Origin of the sequence: Paenibacillus sp. FSL R7-269 (assembly GCF_000517865.1) — a bacterium.
Taxonomy (GTDB): Bacteria; Bacillota; Bacilli; order Paenibacillales; family Paenibacillaceae; genus Paenibacillus_AQ.
Window position 1 is genome coordinate 31774 of the sequence record NZ_ASPS01000004.1, and the last position, 16302, is coordinate 48075.

Consider the following 16302-nt stretch of genomic DNA (forward strand, 5'->3'; position numbering starts at 1 on the left):
TTATTATATACGATTACACATACAGAGTCTTAGTGCGGGACGGGGGGGAGCTTGTGGCGTATGGTGATGCCCTCCTTGTCCACTCTGAGCTGAATCTCCCCCTGCTGATCCGTCCGGTAGATGCTTGTTCCCATATCGGCCAGTCGCTCCAGCACGGTCCCATGCGGATGTCCGTAAAGGTTATTCACACCGGCTGAGATGACAGCTGCTGTGGGGTTCCAGAAGGCCAGCCAGTCTGCACTGGTGGCTGTTTTGCTGCCGTGGTGGGAGACTTTGAGGACGTCGATGAGACTGCCTTGCTTAATACCGGATTGATTTGCGGAATGTAAGATTGTTTCCTCTGCCGCCTGGTCCATATCTCCTGTGAAAAGAAAGCTCCGCCCGTTCATCTCCAGCCGGAATACCACCGATTCGTGGTTCTGGTCCTCCACTTCCTCCGGCAGGGTATGTCCATCCGCTCGCGGCTCCGGCCAGAGGAAGTCCAGCCGCGTGGCCTCGTCCAGGGCCAGCATCTTGCCCTGCTGCACCGGATACAGCCGGACACCCGCGTCCAGCGCTGTCGCCATCAGCTTGGTATACGGCTCCGTGTCAGCCAATGTTCCGTTGAACAGCAGCGCCGATACCGGCATCCCTTCCAGCACCGCCTGGAGCCCTCCGGCATGGTCCTGATCGCCATGCGTCAGAATAACCGCGTCCAGCCGGTGGATGCCCCGTTGCTTCAGGAGCGGCAGCAGCGTCTTCGCCCCAACCTCGAACGGGCTGCGGCGGATGCGCCATTCCTCCCGGTTGCTGAAGCTCACGGTCCCGCCGCCGTCCACGAGGATATGTGCTCCGCCCGGCGTGGTGATCAGGCTGCTGTCCCCCTGACCTATATCCAGGTAGCTGATGGAACCGGAGCCATCGCTTATAACCTCGGCGTTATAGCCTTTGTAGAGCAGAATGCTCAGGCCTATAGCGCACAGTATGGCTGCGGAATTGCTCCAGCGTGATAGGCCTGATTGAGGATAGGCTTGAAAGGTGAGCTCGGCTCTTCCGGTGTTTGCAGCCCCTGCCGAATTCAGAACGTTATTGCGGCCAGCTCTGCCACGGATGTTACCTCGCGGTTCCGGCCTCTCCAGCTCCGCCAGCGGACGGGTCTCATCGTCCATGAACTGGGGAACCAGCTTCGCCTCTGTCTGCCGCTTCAAGGCGTATAGCAAACCGTATAGCAGACCGTAGTAGAGGCAGATCCACAGGATTGACGGCGAAGCCCAGATCAGTATCCCGGCGGTGAACCCGTTCACCCACTCCACTGCCGCAAAAGTGATATTATTCAGTATCTCCGCAAGCTGCGCGGTCAGGAGTGCGGCTGCATTCCAAACCCTCCCAAGGAGCAGCGCCAGTGTTCCCAAAGGCAGCACCAAGAAGGTGATGAAGGGAACCAGCAGCAGATTGGCCGCAACGGACAACAGCGAGAATTGGTTGAAGTAATAAATCGTCAGTGGAAACGAGACCAGTTGAGCAATAATCGTTACCGAGAGGCTGCTGCCCAGCCAGCCCGGTAACCGCCTGAATAGGGGCGCAGCGAGCGGTGTATACACCATGAGTCCTGCCGTCACCAGAAAAGACAGCTGAAAGCTGACACTAAGCAGCAAATAAGGATTCCAGACCAGCATCATCAGAGCGGATGCAGCCAGAATATTCAGCCCATCCTTGAGCATGCCCAGTCTTGCCGCCAGCAGGGCAATCATGCTCATGATCCCGGCGCGGATCACGGACGGCCCGGCCCCGGACAGCAGCACATAGACCGGAACCAGCAGCAGAGTCACCGTCAGTGCGGTTTCTCTGGTTAAGCGGCAGCGGCGCAGCAGAACCAGGATTACTCCGACGTACACCGCTACATGCATCCCCGAAATGGCCAGGATGTGAGTGAGCCCGAGCTGCGAGAACTGTCTGAAGGTCTCCGGGTCCAGTTCCTTTTGGATGCCGATGACAAGGCCCTTCATATAACCCGCATGAGGCTCCTGAAATAAGCGGCTCATTTCTGCACCGAGCACTGATCTTGCCTTATCATTCCAGCGCAGAATAGTGGATGGCTCCCACGAGACTTGAGGGTTAACCTTTACACTGGCGGTACCTGTTCCTTTGAGCAGCCAGTGTATCTTTTGGGTGAGCAGATAGGCACGGTAGTCGAATCCGCCGAAGTTGCGCGCTATCTGGGGCTGGATCAATTCCCCCTCAATGACCACCCGGTCTCCCCGCTGCCACAAGGCTGCCTCTGCTATCTCACTTTCCTCCTGGAGCTTGATCTGTACAGTTACACGTTCACCTTCAGGGTCACTCCCCACTGCTCCCGCTGCGGCAGACTGTTCCCCTTGCTGATGCAGACTGATCCCGGACAGCTTCACGACAAAATCAACCCGGTCCCCGTCCCGCTCCACCGGAGAAGCGATAACGCCTGCGGCTGTTATATATGCTTCATTCAGTTCGCTCACCGGGTGCCCCAGCACCTCAGGCAGCAGACTCACATTGCGTACCTCACTATACTCCCAGTATAGGGCTGCCAGGATCAGTGCTGTCACCAACACCGCAGCCTTCCTCCAGCGTATTCCGCCGCTCACCGCCCAGACTACAGGCAGCAACAATAGCCCTGCGAGGCAGAATAGCAGACTGCGGCCAGAGAACATACAACCTGCGGCACTTCCCGCCACCCAGCAAACCGTGAAGCTTAAGAGAGGCCTCCTGTTCATGATCATCTCTCCTTCCTAATTAGCTCTAGACGCCAAAGAACCCCTGCATACGCATACGAATGCGTGTACAGAGGTTCTTCCTCTGGAGCTATAATTGAAATTCCGCCGGTGTACGCCGTTATTCAGATATCGAAATCATCGTTTCCTTAGGCGGCTCGTAGTTCTCCAATTGACGGAACACGATTCCTTTGGAGGTGAGCATCGCCTGTACCTTCTCCATGTCTTTCTTGTAAGGACGAAGGTAGACAATCTCCACGATTCCGCTGTTAGCCAGCATATTGGCACAGGTCCAGCACGGCTCATCCGTAACGTAGACCGTACTGCCTTCCCGGTCGCTCCGGTCTGTGAACAGCAGCAGATTCTGCTCGGCATGGATTGTACGGATACAGCGCTGCTTTTTGACCATTGTCTCTACACCGTCTATCATCTCACGCTCGTATTGCTCAGATACCATACAGCCTGCTTCCGAGCAATCCGGCACCCCCATCGGCGCACCGTTATAGGCCGTACCCAGCAGCTTCTTCCCCTGCACCAGCACCGCGCCGACATGGCGGCGGGGACAGCGCGAACGGGTGGAGACCATGCAGGCAATATCCATGAAGTATGTATCCCAGTTCTTGCGGTAAGCCACAGTCATCAGCAATCTCCACTTTCTCTAAATAGTTGTTCATTATTGTAGCATACCTGGCTGCGTTTTCACTAGGATATTGATAGCCCGCAACAGCCTACATTTCGCCTATCTCTCGCTTAGATCTCCCGTCCTGCCACTTCTACACTGCATTTGCTCATCCGTAGAGCGGGGGGTGATTGCACTTCATACAGTAGAAGATGCATTCTCAGCGCCTAAGTAACGTTCTGCTGCACTTCATACAATGGATTCTCTCATTTAGTCTCCAAAGACCCACATTTTCAAAATTCTAATGTTCGAAGTGCAGCAGATTTAGTTTTCAGGCGGATTGAGGGCTAATCTAATGTACAGAGTGCAGTTGAAACTTATTATGCCCCGGCAGACAGGCTGTTCGTAGACAATCAGGACGGCGGTCTTAAAAGGCTACCAGCGGTTTCAGCTTCTCCAGCAGCTTGGGGCCGATGCCCTTAACCTTCCCTAGCTCGTTCGCGCTGCGGAACGCTCCCTTACTGGTGCGATAATCGACAATCGCCTGCGCCTTCTTCTCTCCGATGCCCGGCAGATCCATGAGGAGCTTGATGTCGGCAGTGTTCACATTAATCCGGCCGTCAGCCGCTGCCGGAGCTGCAATGTGAGCGGCTCCAGCTGTTGCAGCCGACGTTCCATTTGCACCGCCGCTTCCCGCCGCTCCTGAGTCCGCCGCACCCGCTATCCCGGCACTTGCCGCTCCAGCGCCTGCTGTTCCACCACCGGTGGCCACACCGCCAACAACTCCACTACCCGCCTCACCTGCAACATTCCCGCCAACCGCCCCATCCCCCGCCGCCGTACCGCCACCAGTTACCTCGACACTCCCCGCCGTACCGCGACCAACTTCCTCACCGCCTGCCGCTCCACTTGCCATACTTCCACCCGCTACCACACTCCCGCCATCACCCCCGGCGGCTGCACTGCCTGCCTCACCTTCGTCCGCCACTCCCAGCGCCTGCGCCATTCCGGCATTCAGCGTTGACCATCCGGCAATGCCGGCGTCCTGTGCTCTGTGGTCTGCGGCCCACACCAGACTGCCGCCCAGCAGCGCAGCGGTGATGGCGCAAATGATCATTCTTTTATCCATCAGGTTGTCCTCCCTCATCAAACTGGAATTTTATTCAAAAATCCGATTAAAACCTGTCATTGGTCCAAGTCTGGCCTGCATACACTTAACGAAGAGTATTCCTGTAAGCAAGCCAGCAGCATAAGAAAGGAGGTACCACAGGATGAAAGTGGGATTTATCGGAACAGGCAGCATGGGAAGTCTGCTGATCGACACCTTCCTTCGGTCGGGAGCCCTTGATCCATGTGATGTGATGGCCAGCAACCGCAGCCCGGGCAGGCTGATGGAGCTGAAGAAGCTTCATCCCGGAATTACGATATGCTCCGGCAACATCGAAGCCGCCTCAGAGAGCGACCTTGTGCTCCTGTGCGTCAAGCCTTTGCAGTTCAAGAGGGTAACCGATGAGATCTCCCCTTATCTGCGCAGCGATCAGATTGTTGTATCTATTACAAGCCCTGTGCAGCTCTACCATCTGGAATCGGTCCTGCCCTCCAAGGTCGCCAAAATCATTCCCAGCATCACCCATTCCGTCAGAGGCGGGAGTTCGCTGTGCATTTTTGGAAGCCGGTTAAATAAAAAAGACAGGCTGCTGCTGCTCCAGTTATTCTCCTGCATTGGAGTTCCTGAGGAAATTCCGGAGGGTCATACGCGGATCGCCTCGGATTTCTCCAGCTGCGGTCCGGCCTTTCTGAGCTATTTCCTGGAGCGGTGGATTGAAGCGGCTGTAGAAGCAACCGGCATCGACGAAGCCCTGGTTACCCGGTTGGCGGGTGAGATGCTACTGGGTACGGGTAAGCTGCTGACCGAAGGCTCGTTCACCCCGCAGGAGTTGCAGGAACGGGTTGCCGTCCGCGGGGGCATTACCGCGCAAGCCCTGAATCATTTACAGACCAGTCTGGAGGGGGTATTTGAACGTCTGATTACCACAACACATGACAAGTACGATGAGGATGTGGAAAAGCTCGACGAGCTGTTCGGACTTGGCAGCATTGCACAGAGCCGCACCGACCGCTAGAAATGCCCATTCATTGTCTCGCCACTTCCTGCGCAGCAGCCAGCGGTACCCGCACCTCCGTCCGGGTCCGCCGCCCCGAAACCAAGAAAGCCCGCAGCACGGATACCTCCGTTGCTGCGGGCAGAATTGCGTTCTTCGCTTAACCCACTACGATATTTACCAGCTTGCCGGGAACGGCAATGATTTTGCGTACGGTTTTGCCTTCGACGCCTGCCTTCACATTCGGCAGGGCCAGAGCGTGGTCCTGCATCTCCTGTTGGCCCATCTCCGCCGAAATCAGCGCGCGCTGGACGATTTTACCGTTCACCTGTACCACGATCTCAACCTCAGCATCTACGGTTAAGGCTTCATCATAGGCCGGCCAGGCAACATAGCTGATGCTTCCTTCGTGACCCAACAGCTGCCACAGCTCTTCGGCAATATGCGGTGCCAGCGGGGACAGCATCTGCACGAACTGCTCCGCCGCTTCCTTGGACAGGCTCTCCTGCTTGTAAGCGTCATTGATGAAAATCATCAGCTGGCTGATCGCCGTATTGAAGCGCAGCAGCTCGAAATCCTCAGTGACCTTCTTCAGCGTCTTGTGCCAGGTGCGTTTGAATTCATCTGTGCCCCCGCCCTCTGAAATCTTCGCGCTGAGGCTGCCGTCTTCATTCACGAACAGGCGCCATACGCGGGAGAGGAAGCGGTGAATGCCTTCGACGCCCTTTTCGTTCCAAGGCTTGGTGGCCTCCAGCGGCCCCATGAACATCTCATAGACGCGCAGGGTATCTGCCCCGTAGGCTTCCACGATCTCATCCGGATTAATGACATTGCCGCGCGATTTACTCATCTTCTCGTTGTTGTTCCCCAGGATCATTCCCTGATTGACCAGCTTGTGGAACGGCTCCTTGGTATCGACTACGCCGATATCATAGAGTACCTTATGCCAGAAGCGGGCATACAGCAGGTGAAGCACCGCATGCTCGGCTCCGCCGATGTACAGGTCAACCGGCAGCCATTCCTTCTGCTTCTCCGGTGAACACAGCTCCTGATCATTGTGCGGATCGATATAGCGCAAGTAGTACCAGCAGCTACCGGCCCATTGAGGCATAGTATTAGTCTCGCGGCGGGCCTTCATGCCGGTCTCAGGATCAACCGTCTCCACCCACTCCGTCACATTCGCCAGCGGGGACTCACCGGTGCCCGATGGCTTGATAGCATCCACATCAGGCAGGAGCAGCGGAAGCTGATCCACAGGCACAGTCTTCATCGTGCCGTCTTCCAGGTGTAGAATCGGAATCGGCTCGCCCCAGTAACGCTGGCGGCTGAACAGCCAGTCGCGCAGGCGGTAGGTCACTTTGCCCTTGCCGCTGCCCTTCTCTTCCAGCCAGGCGATCATCTGAGCCATCGCTTCAGTATTGGACAGACCGTCGAGGAATCCTGAATTGACATGCGGACCGTCACCGGAGTAGGCTTCTTCTTCGATATTGCCGCCCTGCACCACTTCGATGATGTTCAGGCCGAACTGCTTGGCGAATTCCCAGTCGCGGGCGTCATGGCCCGGAACGGCCATAATCGCTCCGGTACCGTAGCCGGCCAGCACGTAGTCGGCAATCCAGATCGGCACCTGCGCGCCGTTCACCGGATTAATCGCATACGCGCCGGTGAACACACCACTTTTCTCCTTAGCCAGATCGGTGCGTTCCAGATCGCTCTTGCGGGAAGCCTTGTCGCGGTATTCAGCAACGGCGGCCTTCTGCTCGTCTGTGGTAATGGCATCCACCAGCTTATGCTCGGGTGCGAGTACGCAATAGCTTGCTCCGAACAGGGTATCGGGACGGGTAGTGAACACTTCAAGCACCGCCTCATGCCCCTCAATCGCAAAGGTCACCTCAGCACCGGTCGATTTGCCGATCCAGTTGCGCTGCATATCCTTGATGCTCTCTTCCCAGTCCAGCTCCTCCAGATCCTCCAGCAGGCGGTCGGCGTATTCGGTAATCTTCAGAATCCACTGGCGCATCGGTCTGCGGACGACGGGATGGCCGCCGCGCTCGCTTTTGCCGTCGATGACTTCTTCGTTCGCCAGAACAGTTCCCAGCGCCTCGCACCAGTTCACCGATACTTCGGCCACATAAGCCAGTCCGCGGTTGTACAGCTGGATGAAAATCCACTGCGTCCACTTGTAGTACCCCGGATCTGTCGTGCTGATCTCGCGGTCCCAGTCGTAGGAGAAGCCCAGCGACTTGATCTGGCGGCGGAAATTGTCAATGTTCTTGAAGGTGATATCACGCGGATGCTGGCCGGTATCCATTGCATACTGCTCGGCCGGAAGTCCGAAGGCATCCCAGCCCATCGGGTGCAGCACGTTGTAGCCGCGCATCCGTTTGAAGCGGGACACGATGTCGGTGGCGGTATAGCCTTCCGGGTGGCCTACGTGCAGTCCTGCGCCGGAAGGATACGGGAACATATCCAGGGCGTAGAACTTCGGCTTGCCAGATTCTTCACTTGTCTTAAAGGTCTTGTTCTCATCCCAGAATTCCTGCCATTTCGGCTCGATGGTCTGGGCGCGGTATCCAATATTATCGCTCATCTTGTGCTCCTCCTTGGAGTGTTGCTGTATTAGGTAGTACTGCTGCTGTCTTAAAAAGTTAAGAGATTAGTCCCCACTACAAAAAAGTTTTGGGCCTCCACCCGCTGTTAGATTCAGATTTCATGATTAGAGCCGCTCTCCGCGGTCGAAATCCGAATCTAAAGGCGGCCACTAACGTTGCTCCGGCTCCAAAATTTCTTTCCGTTCCATTACTCTGTAACTTAGGTAAACACCATCTGTTCCCCCGGCGGAACAGCAAAGCTCAAGAGCCGCCCATGATTCGCTGGGCTAACCGGGACAAAATCATCCTAACAGATGAATAAGTATACCTTTGTGCGAAGACAATGTATGCTGTTTTTCACATGCATTCAGGCGGTGTTCCTGCTTTCGAGCACAATGTATGCTGTTTTTCACATACATTCAGGCCGTGTGCCGCTATACCAGCCGATTGTATTCGGTTTTAACCAGAACTTCAGTCACATTCAGCAAAATAGCCATTCTACGAAACCTTCCAAGAACTCTTATTCACAAATTCACACACCTTTTTCACAGCAACAGGAAACTATAGTTTCCTATTACAGCAAAAAACCTCCCATCCCTAGCGTATAATCGCTAGGGACGAGAGGTTTGAATTCCCGTGGTACCACCCTAGTTAGCGGCGGACATTCTTTGTCCGGCACTCACTTTGACACCCTGTATCGGGGGTGAGGCGACGGCGGTTCACTCGCATGTCTCCCTAAGGAACCTGCGGCTCGCGCCATTACTCGGAGGTGAGTTCACTGCGGCCCGTTAACCGGCTCGCACCTGGGGTGCCGGCTCTCTGCAATAACGGTCTCACGAATTAATACTCCTCTTCATCGCACTGCTATGATAACTCTTCTTATCGTAATATTCACCACATTATAACCAAAAGATACATGTACCGTCAATCCTTTCACACGAAGTAGCCGCATTCCCCCGGTTCCTGCAAGTGACGGGATGAGTTACGGCTGCTTTACGCCGGCCTTCTGCGGATATAATAGCCGATGATATGCTGAATAACCACCTTGGCGGCAGCGAAGAAAGGGACGGCCAGAATCAATCCAATCATTCCGGCGATCTCGCCGCCGACCAGCAGCGCGAAGATGATCAGCAGCGGATGCAAATGCAGCTTCCGTCCTACAACCTGCGGAGAGATCACGTTGCTCTCCAGCATTTGGCACAGGGTATTCACCACCGCCACCAGCAGGACAAGGCGCCACGACAAGGTTGAGGCCATCACAATGGCCGGGGCCGCCCCCAGAAACGGACCCATATACGGAATAATGTTGAATACCGCGACAACACAGGCGAACAGCAGCGCATAAGGCATGCCGATAATCGCGTAGCCGATATAAGCGAGCACGCCGATGATGATGCAGACGAGAAACTGCCCGCGGATATAGTTGCCGAGCGCTTCATCAATGTCTTTTAACAGCATCACAATCGACTTGCGGCGCGAACGGGGCAGACAGGATACCACCATCCGTTCGAACACCTCGAAATCCTTCAGAATATAGAACACGAGAAAAGGCACAATGAATGCGTTGAACAGCAGGCCAATGGTCGAAGCGATATTATTAAGGAAGTGGGAGATGCCTTCGGCCAGGCGGTTCTCCAGCTGATAGAACCAGTTATTCATTCCCGTCTCCACCCCGGGCGGAATCAGTCTGGAATTCATGCCCTTCATCAGCCCCTGCGCATGCAGCGTCATTTCCGGCAGATGCTCGTTCAGCTCCTCCAGCTGTTCCATGAACATAGGGATCAGATTGATCAGAATCACCGCAAGCGAGGTCAGGAACACCGCATAGATCAGCAGGACGGCTACGCTGCGCGGCATTTTTCTCCGGGAGAGCATGGTGACCACCGGATTCAGCACATAGGAGATAATCATGGCGGCCAGGAACGGGGCCAGAATCGCTTTTAGAAACAGGAATACCCCATTCAGCATCGGACGGAGCAGCCAGACGAAATATAGAATAATCAGTGAGAGCAGCACGCCGATCATCCAGCGGAGCCATTTACTGCGGAACCACTCCTCCATAATCTCCCTCCTGAACGTGTACAACCCTTAACCATCATGCCATATTAGTATGTGTGGGAGGCGAATGAAATACTCCGCTCTGCAAAAAATTGGTTTTTTGTTATTTTAATTCGCAGGTTGGTATAGTGGCCGGGTTCAAGGTTCGCTACAATCATATTGTAAAGCGCTTACATTATGAGGAGGGTATTGTATATGAGGAGAAAGCTACACAAGTTATTCGGTGCAGGAATGACCCTGCTGCTTGCCGGTCTGCTGACAGGAGCTCCGTCCGTTTCGGCGGCCACCGTCTTTAATGAGCCTCTGACTTACTTCAACCCCGCAACCTGGCAAAAAGCAGACGGCTACTCGAATGGCTCCATGTTCAACTGTACCTGGCGTGCAAATAACGTCTCTTTCACCAGTGACGGACAGCTTCGTCTGGCCCTGACCAGTCCCAGCAATAATAAATTTGACGGCGCGGAGTACCGCTCTGTGAACAAGTACAGCTACGGCAAATACGAGGTCAGTATGAAGCCGGCCAAGAACAGCGGGATCGTCTCCTCCTTCTTCACCTACACCGGGCCTTCAGACGGCACACCTTGGGATGAGATCGATATTGAGTTCCTCGGCAAGGACACCACCAAGGTCCAGTTCAACTATTACACCAATGGCGTTGGCGGCCATGAGCAGATTGTCAATCTTGGCTTTGATGCTTCCCAGAGCTATCATACGTACGCCTTCGACTGGCAGCCGGGTTATATTAAATGGTATGTAGACGGGGTCTTGAAGCATACGGCAACCAGCAACATCCCCTCCCGGGCCGGTAAAATCATGATGAACCTCTGGAACGGAACGGGTGTGGATTCCTGGCTCGGTTCCTATAACGGGGCGAACCCGCTATACGCCTATTACGATTGGCTGAAATACACAAGCAATTAACTTGCAGGCAGGTGATGGACCCCGGCGATGCGCAAGCGGCATCCGCCGGGGTCCTTTTGTCTATGCGGATCATGGCGGCTCATCTTCAATATTTGTTATTCCAATCGCCACATTGGTATGGCGGCTACTGCCGTCCTTCTGTACGATATATAGAAAGAATACCGCTCAAGAGGAACAGATTTGATGGAGCCGCCGCCAGGCAAACAGGCAGAGGCCATGAGGCTTATCTACGACAAGAAACCGCCTTATTATAGAGGCGGTTTCTTGTCCCTGCGGCATCTAGCGGCTGCTGCGGTCCCAGGCATTGACCTCCATGGTTTCGGTAAGTCCGCCGTAGGTGTTCCACTTGTGCACGAATTCGTCGAATTCTTCAAGCGGGCTGTCCGCGAAGATGATTTTGATGAAGCTTTTCTGCTCCAGCTTCTTCAGCAGCTCGCCGTCGCGCTGCATCGTCGCTGTCGGAGGACCCGTGAACTGCTCCTTGCGGGAAGCCTCCTTCTGGCCCAGCAGCAGAGGGGCAATGTCCTTCGGGATCTCCCGGATGACCCCGGAGGGAATCCTGGCCCCGTCGAAGGTTAGCGTGTACGAGGCTACGCGGATGCCGCCCAGCGGCAGCGCCGAAGATTGGGCGCTCGGCTGGCCGCCCGCCATGGTAAAGTCATAGCCCTCTGCAAGACCATGGGCGAACTCGCCGGTCGAGGTAGCGTATGAATCGAACAAATAATTCTGATACGTAAAAAAGATTTCAGGGTGCTTCATCTTCTTATTGATCAGAATGGCACCGTTGACAGGCAGGGTTCCTCTTCTCATGGTGAGGCCGCCCGGCCCCGAAGGGATAGCAATTGCCCGGACACGCGCCTGAGTGTCACTCTTGGTCAAAGAGGACAGGGGCCAGCCGCGCATCCAATAGGGTCCGGCAATGATACCCGCCTTACCAGAGATGAACTGGTTCGCTGCGCCCTCTTCATCCAGCCAGGCACTGTCAGCGCTCAGATAACCGCGCTGTACCCATTGCTTCATGAGCTGGACAGCCTTCCTTGCCCCGGGCTGGATGGAGCCGTATTCCAGGGTCCCGTCACTCCGGCGGTTCCACTGCTCAGGAACCGTACCATAGGAGCCAAACACCCAGCTGCTGTCTCCCATCCAGGTGCTGGGGCCGTTGCGGAATCCGGCCGACAGGCCGTAGGTATCCTTGATCCCGTTGCCGTCCGGGTCCCGGTTGACGAAGGCATCCATGACCTGCTCCAGCTCATCCAGGGTCTGCGGGACTTTCAGATGCAGCTTGTCCAGCCAATCCTGGCGGATCCAGAGCAGCGGATCGGAGTTATATTCATAATCCATAATGGGAATGGCATACCTGTGTGCGCCGCGCACGAAGGGGTTCCATGCCGAAGCATCCTCGGCAACAGCCTTCTTCCACACCTCGGACGCATGCTGCTCGAACAGGTCGCCGACTTCCATGAATTGCCCTGAATCAATCAGCTCCTGGATAATATCGGCATCTCTGGTCGTTACGATGTCGGGCATATTGCCTTTGGCCAGCTCCAGCCTCAGCTTGTTGGCGTAGGTCTCTGAGGTGCCGGAGATCGTCCAGAGATAACGGATGCGGATGCCAAGCCGCTTCTCTGCCCAGGCCGTATGTACGTTGTGCTCCAGGCTCTCCCCTTTGATGAAATTCAGATTGGGATTCACGGAACCGACCGTATACAGGTCTACCGGAGGATCATATTTGCCTTCCTTAATATCGAAGTGAGGGGCTGTACTCTGCGGTGAAGCCGGCGGCTGACTATATTCGGTGCTGTGCCAGGAGCAGCCTGACAGGATCAGGAGCAGCAGCAATAGCGGGGAACGGACTTTCATGAAACCACCTTCTTTTCGTAGAGTTCATAATCTTATGATACACTTCTCCATATTACAGCAAATGTCTTGAAAAGGATGATCTTTATGGTGGCATGGCGTCCCAACCTGTTCGTTAAAATGGTGGCAATCCTGCTCTCGCTGATTGCTGCCACACTCTTGTTCTACGGAATGTCCTACCGTAAGGATGTCGGAGTCATTACCAGTCAGATCAAAACCACCGACCTCAATCATCTGGAATTCCTGACCCAGCAGATGGATAACAACATCAACCAGCTGGCGGGCAGCATGTATGCCCTGCAGAGAGATCCCACCATCCGCGATTATGAGCAGATTACGCAGCTGGGCCATCTTATTGATCCCGCCCAGACGATTATGACGGTGCTCGAGAAGCTGTCCCTCCAGACCAGCTCCAGTACGTGGGAGAACCGGATTGTCTTGTATAAGCCCTTCAGCGGGGAGACCTTGGGCTCGGATTCTTCGCTGTCCTTCGATGTCTCTGTCCTGCACAAGCCGCTTCCGGCAGGCTGGGAGTATATCTCGTCGGACAGGGCCGGCGCGGAGGCAGGCTTCCGGCTGCTCTTGTCAGACCCTGCTCAGGCAACAAGCCGGCCGCGCGAGGCACAGCTGCTGATGTCCATGTATTTGCCGGTCTCCAATATTGAACGAATGTTCGATGCCTACCAGTCGCAGAACACGGGGGACACCTTCTTGTACCATCCGTCATTCGGCTTCATCCTCTCGCGGAGTTCGGACCGGCAGATGGCGGAGCAGGTCACCACGGCACTAATTATCTCAGCCGGGAAGAGTACCTCCGACATCTTCGACCTTAAGCAGGGCAGCTTCCTGGTCAGCTCGGTGCCCTCCTCGGCCATCGACTGGCAAGTCGTGCATTATTCACCGCTGAAGGAGATTCTTCAGCCGATCCGCAGCAGCCGCTCTTCCTTCCTGACAGGATCGGCCATCCTGCTGGTGATGAGCCTGCTATTCTCCTTGCAGCTCTACCGCCAAGTGCAGCGTCCGGTGAGCCTGCTGCTGCGTTCGCTGAACCGGATGAAGGAAGGGCGCTGGTCTACCCGTATCCATACCCGGACCAATCCCGAGTTCACGCTGCTTAATGAGGAATTCAATGACATGGCCGAGAAGATTCAGTCGCTGATCGAGCAGGTCTATCTGGAGCAGCTCCGGGCCAAGGATGCCCACCTGAAGCAGCTTCAATCACAGATCAATCCGCATTTCCTGTACAACTGCCTGTTCTTCATCAAGAGCAAGGCCGCCATAGGAGATACAGAGTCTGTCGAGGCCATGGCACTCAGTCTGGGTGAATATTACCGCTATATTACCAGAGTCGATCATTCCCTCACCACCCTTCAGGATGAGCTGAAGCTGCTGGAGACTTACCTGAAGATCCAGAACCTGCGGAAGCAGCGTATATGCTACGAGGTGGATATGGAGAGCGAACTGCTGGACCTGCACATTCCGCGGCTGCTGATTCAGCCTCTAGTAGAGAATAGTATCATTCATGGCATTGAGCGAAAAATCGGCCCAGGCTCCATCCGGATCACCGGCCGCCATACCCGGGAAGCCATTCTCATTACCGTAGAGGACAATGGTGCCGGTATGACGGAGGAAGCTATTGCAGCACTTCAGGTACGTATCAACGAAACCACGCGTGAGGATGGAGGCTGCGGGCTATGGAATGTCCAGCAACGCCTCAAATTACATTACGGCGAGGCTTCCGGCCTGATGATTGCGCCTTCACCGGAAGGCGGTCTAATAACAACTCTCCGTATGGAGAAGAAAGAGGAACCTGATGCACCAAATTCTATTGGTTGACGATGAACCCTATGTGGTCGATGATCTGTCCATTTCGATTCCCTGGGCGGAGATGGGCTTCGGACAAGTCCACAAAGCTTATTCCGGGTATGAGGCGCTGGAGCTGCTCCAGCGTTATCCCATCGATATTGTAGTCACAGATATCAATATGCCGGAGTTGTCCGGCACCGAGCTGATTGCCGCCATCCGTAAGCGCTGGAAGCATATCCGGGTGGTGATGCTGACCGGCTATGCGGAGTTTGAATATGCCCGCAAGGCTATTGAAGAGCAGGCCAGCGCCTACCTGCTTAAGCCAATAGCGAACGACCAGCTGATCGCGGTTATTGGTAAGCTGCAGGAGAAGCTGCGCAGTGACTGGGAGGCCTGGTCCTCTCACCAGCGGACGATGCAGACCTTCCGCGAGCATCTGCCGATCCTGCGGGATCGCCTGCTCGGGGAGCTGCTGCAGGGACGGAAGCTGCCCGGGCCGCAGCTCCAGGAGCGGCTGGACCAGTTCGACCTGCCGTTCAGGGCCGGTCTGCCGGTCTGTCTGGCCGTGGTCCGTCCCGAGGAATTCTTCCGGCGCCAGGATATGCACAGCATGCTGCTGTTTGAATATGCGATCATTAATATCGCCCAGGAGCTGTTCCAAGACCGGTTTCTAATCTGGTCCTGCAAGGATGTGCATGATTATCTCGTATTCCTGCTGCAGCCCAGGGAGGATTCGGAACACGGCGGCAATCCTGGAAATGAGGTGGCCCAGGCTGCCTATCAGCTGCAGAATCATGTCAGTACCCTGATGGGAGGCGGCCTGTCCGTGGTGACCACCGGCTGGGGAGACTTCCCGGATCAGGTCTATACTCTCTATCAATCCGCCATCTCAGCCATCCGCCAGCATATCGGCAGCGAGACCGGCATCTATCTCGATACCACGGATAACAGCAGCTCCCAGCCCGTGGAGATTCTCCAGCCGCTGTATGAGCCCCCGCTGCTGTTCCACATGTTCGAAGCGAACAACTGGCAGGGCATTGAAGACAAGCTGAACGCTATCGTCTCGGAGCTGGTTCACAGTCCGGAGCGTTCACTGGAGCATATCCAGGAAGCCCGTCTGCACTTGGAGACGGCCTTCTATTACTTCGCCCACAAGAATAACAAGCTGCTGAGCGAGATTGCCGGCAATCCGCTGCTGGAGCAAGCTCCCTTTCAGACGCCGGACAAGCTGCGGGAATGGGCCATGGAGGTTATCCTTCTGCTGAGAGCGCATACGGATTCCGAACGGCGGAACAGCCGGACCGTGCTGATCCGCAAGGTTCATGAGTATATCAACCGTAATCTGCACTATGTCTCCCTACAGGCCATCGCCGACCATGTCCAGATGCATCCGGTCTATCTCTCCAAAATGTACAAGCTGGAGACCGGCAAGCGGATCAGCGACTATATCAGTCAGGTAAAGATGGAAAAAGCGGCGTATCTGCTTATCCATACGCCGCTCAAAATTTATGAAGTTTCCTCGGAGCTCGGGTACTCCAACGCCCATTATTTCATTAAGCTCTTTAAGGAATATGCGGGGATGACCCCGCATGAATACCGTGACCGGGCGCTGTAATTCCGTC

10 protein-coding genes are annotated in these 16302 nt (G+C 55.3%); 4 read left to right on the plus strand and 6 right to left on the minus strand.

Annotation, left to right across the window (positions count from 1 at the left end; all coding sequences use genetic code 11):
* Positions 1-29: 29 nt before the first annotated feature.
* The 3 genes from C162_RS01380 to C162_RS37300 all read right to left on the minus strand — a co-directional run bounded on the left by C162_RS01380 (position 30) and on the right by C162_RS37300 (position 4474).
* Complete coding sequence (locus tag C162_RS01380; RefSeq protein WP_036690488.1) at positions 30-2729, minus strand: ComEC/Rec2 family competence protein; 2700 nt, start codon at positions 2727-2729, stop codon at positions 30-32.
* A 118-nt stretch (positions 2730-2847) separates the two neighbouring features.
* On the minus strand, positions 2848-3366 hold the full coding sequence (locus tag C162_RS01385; protein WP_036690490.1) for a deoxycytidylate deaminase: 519 nt from the start codon (positions 3364-3366) through the stop codon (positions 2848-2850).
* Positions 3367-3772: 406 nt separating this feature from the next.
* Positions 3773-4474, minus strand: a complete 702-nt coding sequence (locus C162_RS37300; RefSeq protein ID WP_051493130.1) for a ComEA family DNA-binding protein — start codon at positions 4472-4474, stop codon at positions 3773-3775.
* Between the two features lie 142 nt (positions 4475-4616).
* On the opposite strand from C162_RS37300, the gene comER reads away from it, so the two are divergent.
* Positions 4617-5468, plus strand: coding sequence for a late competence protein ComER (comER, locus tag C162_RS01395; protein ID WP_036690491.1), 852 nt, complete (start codon positions 4617-4619; stop codon positions 5466-5468).
* 139 nt (positions 5469-5607) lie between these two features.
* On the opposite strand, the gene leuS is transcribed toward comER, so the two are convergent.
* Positions 5608-8037 carry a leucine--tRNA ligase gene (gene leuS, locus C162_RS01400; protein ID WP_036690493.1) on the minus strand — a complete coding sequence of 810 codons (2430 nt, stop codon included), beginning with the start codon at positions 8035-8037 and terminating at the stop codon, positions 5608-5610.
* A gap of 994 nt (positions 8038-9031) precedes the next feature.
* Entirely contained in the window at positions 9032-10099 is a 1068-nt protein-coding gene (locus C162_RS01405; RefSeq protein ID WP_036690494.1) for an AI-2E family transporter, read from the minus strand.
* A 228-nt stretch (positions 10100-10327) separates the two neighbouring features.
* On the opposite strand from C162_RS01405, the gene bglS reads away from it, so the two are divergent.
* On the plus strand, positions 10328-11017 hold the full coding sequence (bglS, locus tag C162_RS01410) for a beta-glucanase (protein WP_442792416.1): 690 nt from the start codon (positions 10328-10330) through the stop codon (positions 11015-11017).
* Positions 11018-11296: 279 nt separating this feature from the next.
* On the opposite strand, the gene C162_RS01415 is transcribed toward bglS, so the two are convergent.
* A complete protein-coding gene (locus C162_RS01415; protein ID WP_036690497.1) occupies positions 11297-12877 on the minus strand; it encodes an extracellular solute-binding protein in 1581 nt (526 codons plus the stop codon).
* An 84-nt stretch (positions 12878-12961) separates the two neighbouring features.
* Between C162_RS01415 and C162_RS01420 the strand changes: the two genes are divergently transcribed.
* Positions 12962-14710, plus strand: coding sequence for a sensor histidine kinase (locus C162_RS01420; RefSeq protein WP_051493131.1), 1749 nt, complete (start codon positions 12962-12964; stop codon positions 14708-14710).
* Entirely contained in the window at positions 14688-16295 is a 1608-nt protein-coding gene (locus C162_RS01425) for a response regulator (protein ID WP_036690498.1), read from the plus strand. The genes C162_RS01420 and C162_RS01425 overlap by 23 nt, the downstream gene beginning before the upstream one ends.
* The last annotated feature ends 7 nt before the right edge of the window (positions 16296-16302 follow it).

Bases quoted from the DNA above. Each gene is read 5' to 3' on its own strand.
- C162_RS01380 (WP_036690488.1), bottom strand. From the start codon at position 2,729: ATGAACAGGAGGCCTCTCTTAAGCTTCACGGTTTGCTGGGTGGCGGGA.
- C162_RS01385 (WP_036690490.1), bottom strand. From the start codon at position 3,366: ATGACTGTGGCTTACCGCAAGAACTGGGATACATACTTCATGGATATT.
- C162_RS37300 (WP_051493130.1), bottom strand. From the start codon at position 4,474: ATGGATAAAAGAATGATCATTTGCGCCATCACCGCTGCGCTGCTGGGC.
- comER (WP_036690491.1), top strand. From the start codon at position 4,617: ATGAAAGTGGGATTTATCGGAACAGGCAGCATGGGAAGTCTGCTGATC.
- leuS (WP_036690493.1), bottom strand. From the start codon at position 8,037: ATGAGCGATAATATTGGATACCGCGCCCAGACCATCGAGCCGAAATGG.
- C162_RS01405 (WP_036690494.1), bottom strand. From the start codon at position 10,099: ATGGAGGAGTGGTTCCGCAGTAAATGGCTCCGCTGGATGATCGGCGTG.
- bglS (WP_442792416.1), top strand. From the start codon at position 10,328: ATGACCCTGCTGCTTGCCGGTCTGCTGACAGGAGCTCCGTCCGTTTCG.
- C162_RS01415 (WP_036690497.1), bottom strand. From the start codon at position 12,877: ATGAAAGTCCGTTCCCCGCTATTGCTGCTGCTCCTGATCCTGTCAGGC.
- C162_RS01420 (WP_051493131.1), top strand. From the start codon at position 12,962: ATGGTGGCATGGCGTCCCAACCTGTTCGTTAAAATGGTGGCAATCCTG.
- C162_RS01425 (WP_036690498.1), top strand. From the start codon at position 14,688: ATGCACCAAATTCTATTGGTTGACGATGAACCCTATGTGGTCGATGAT.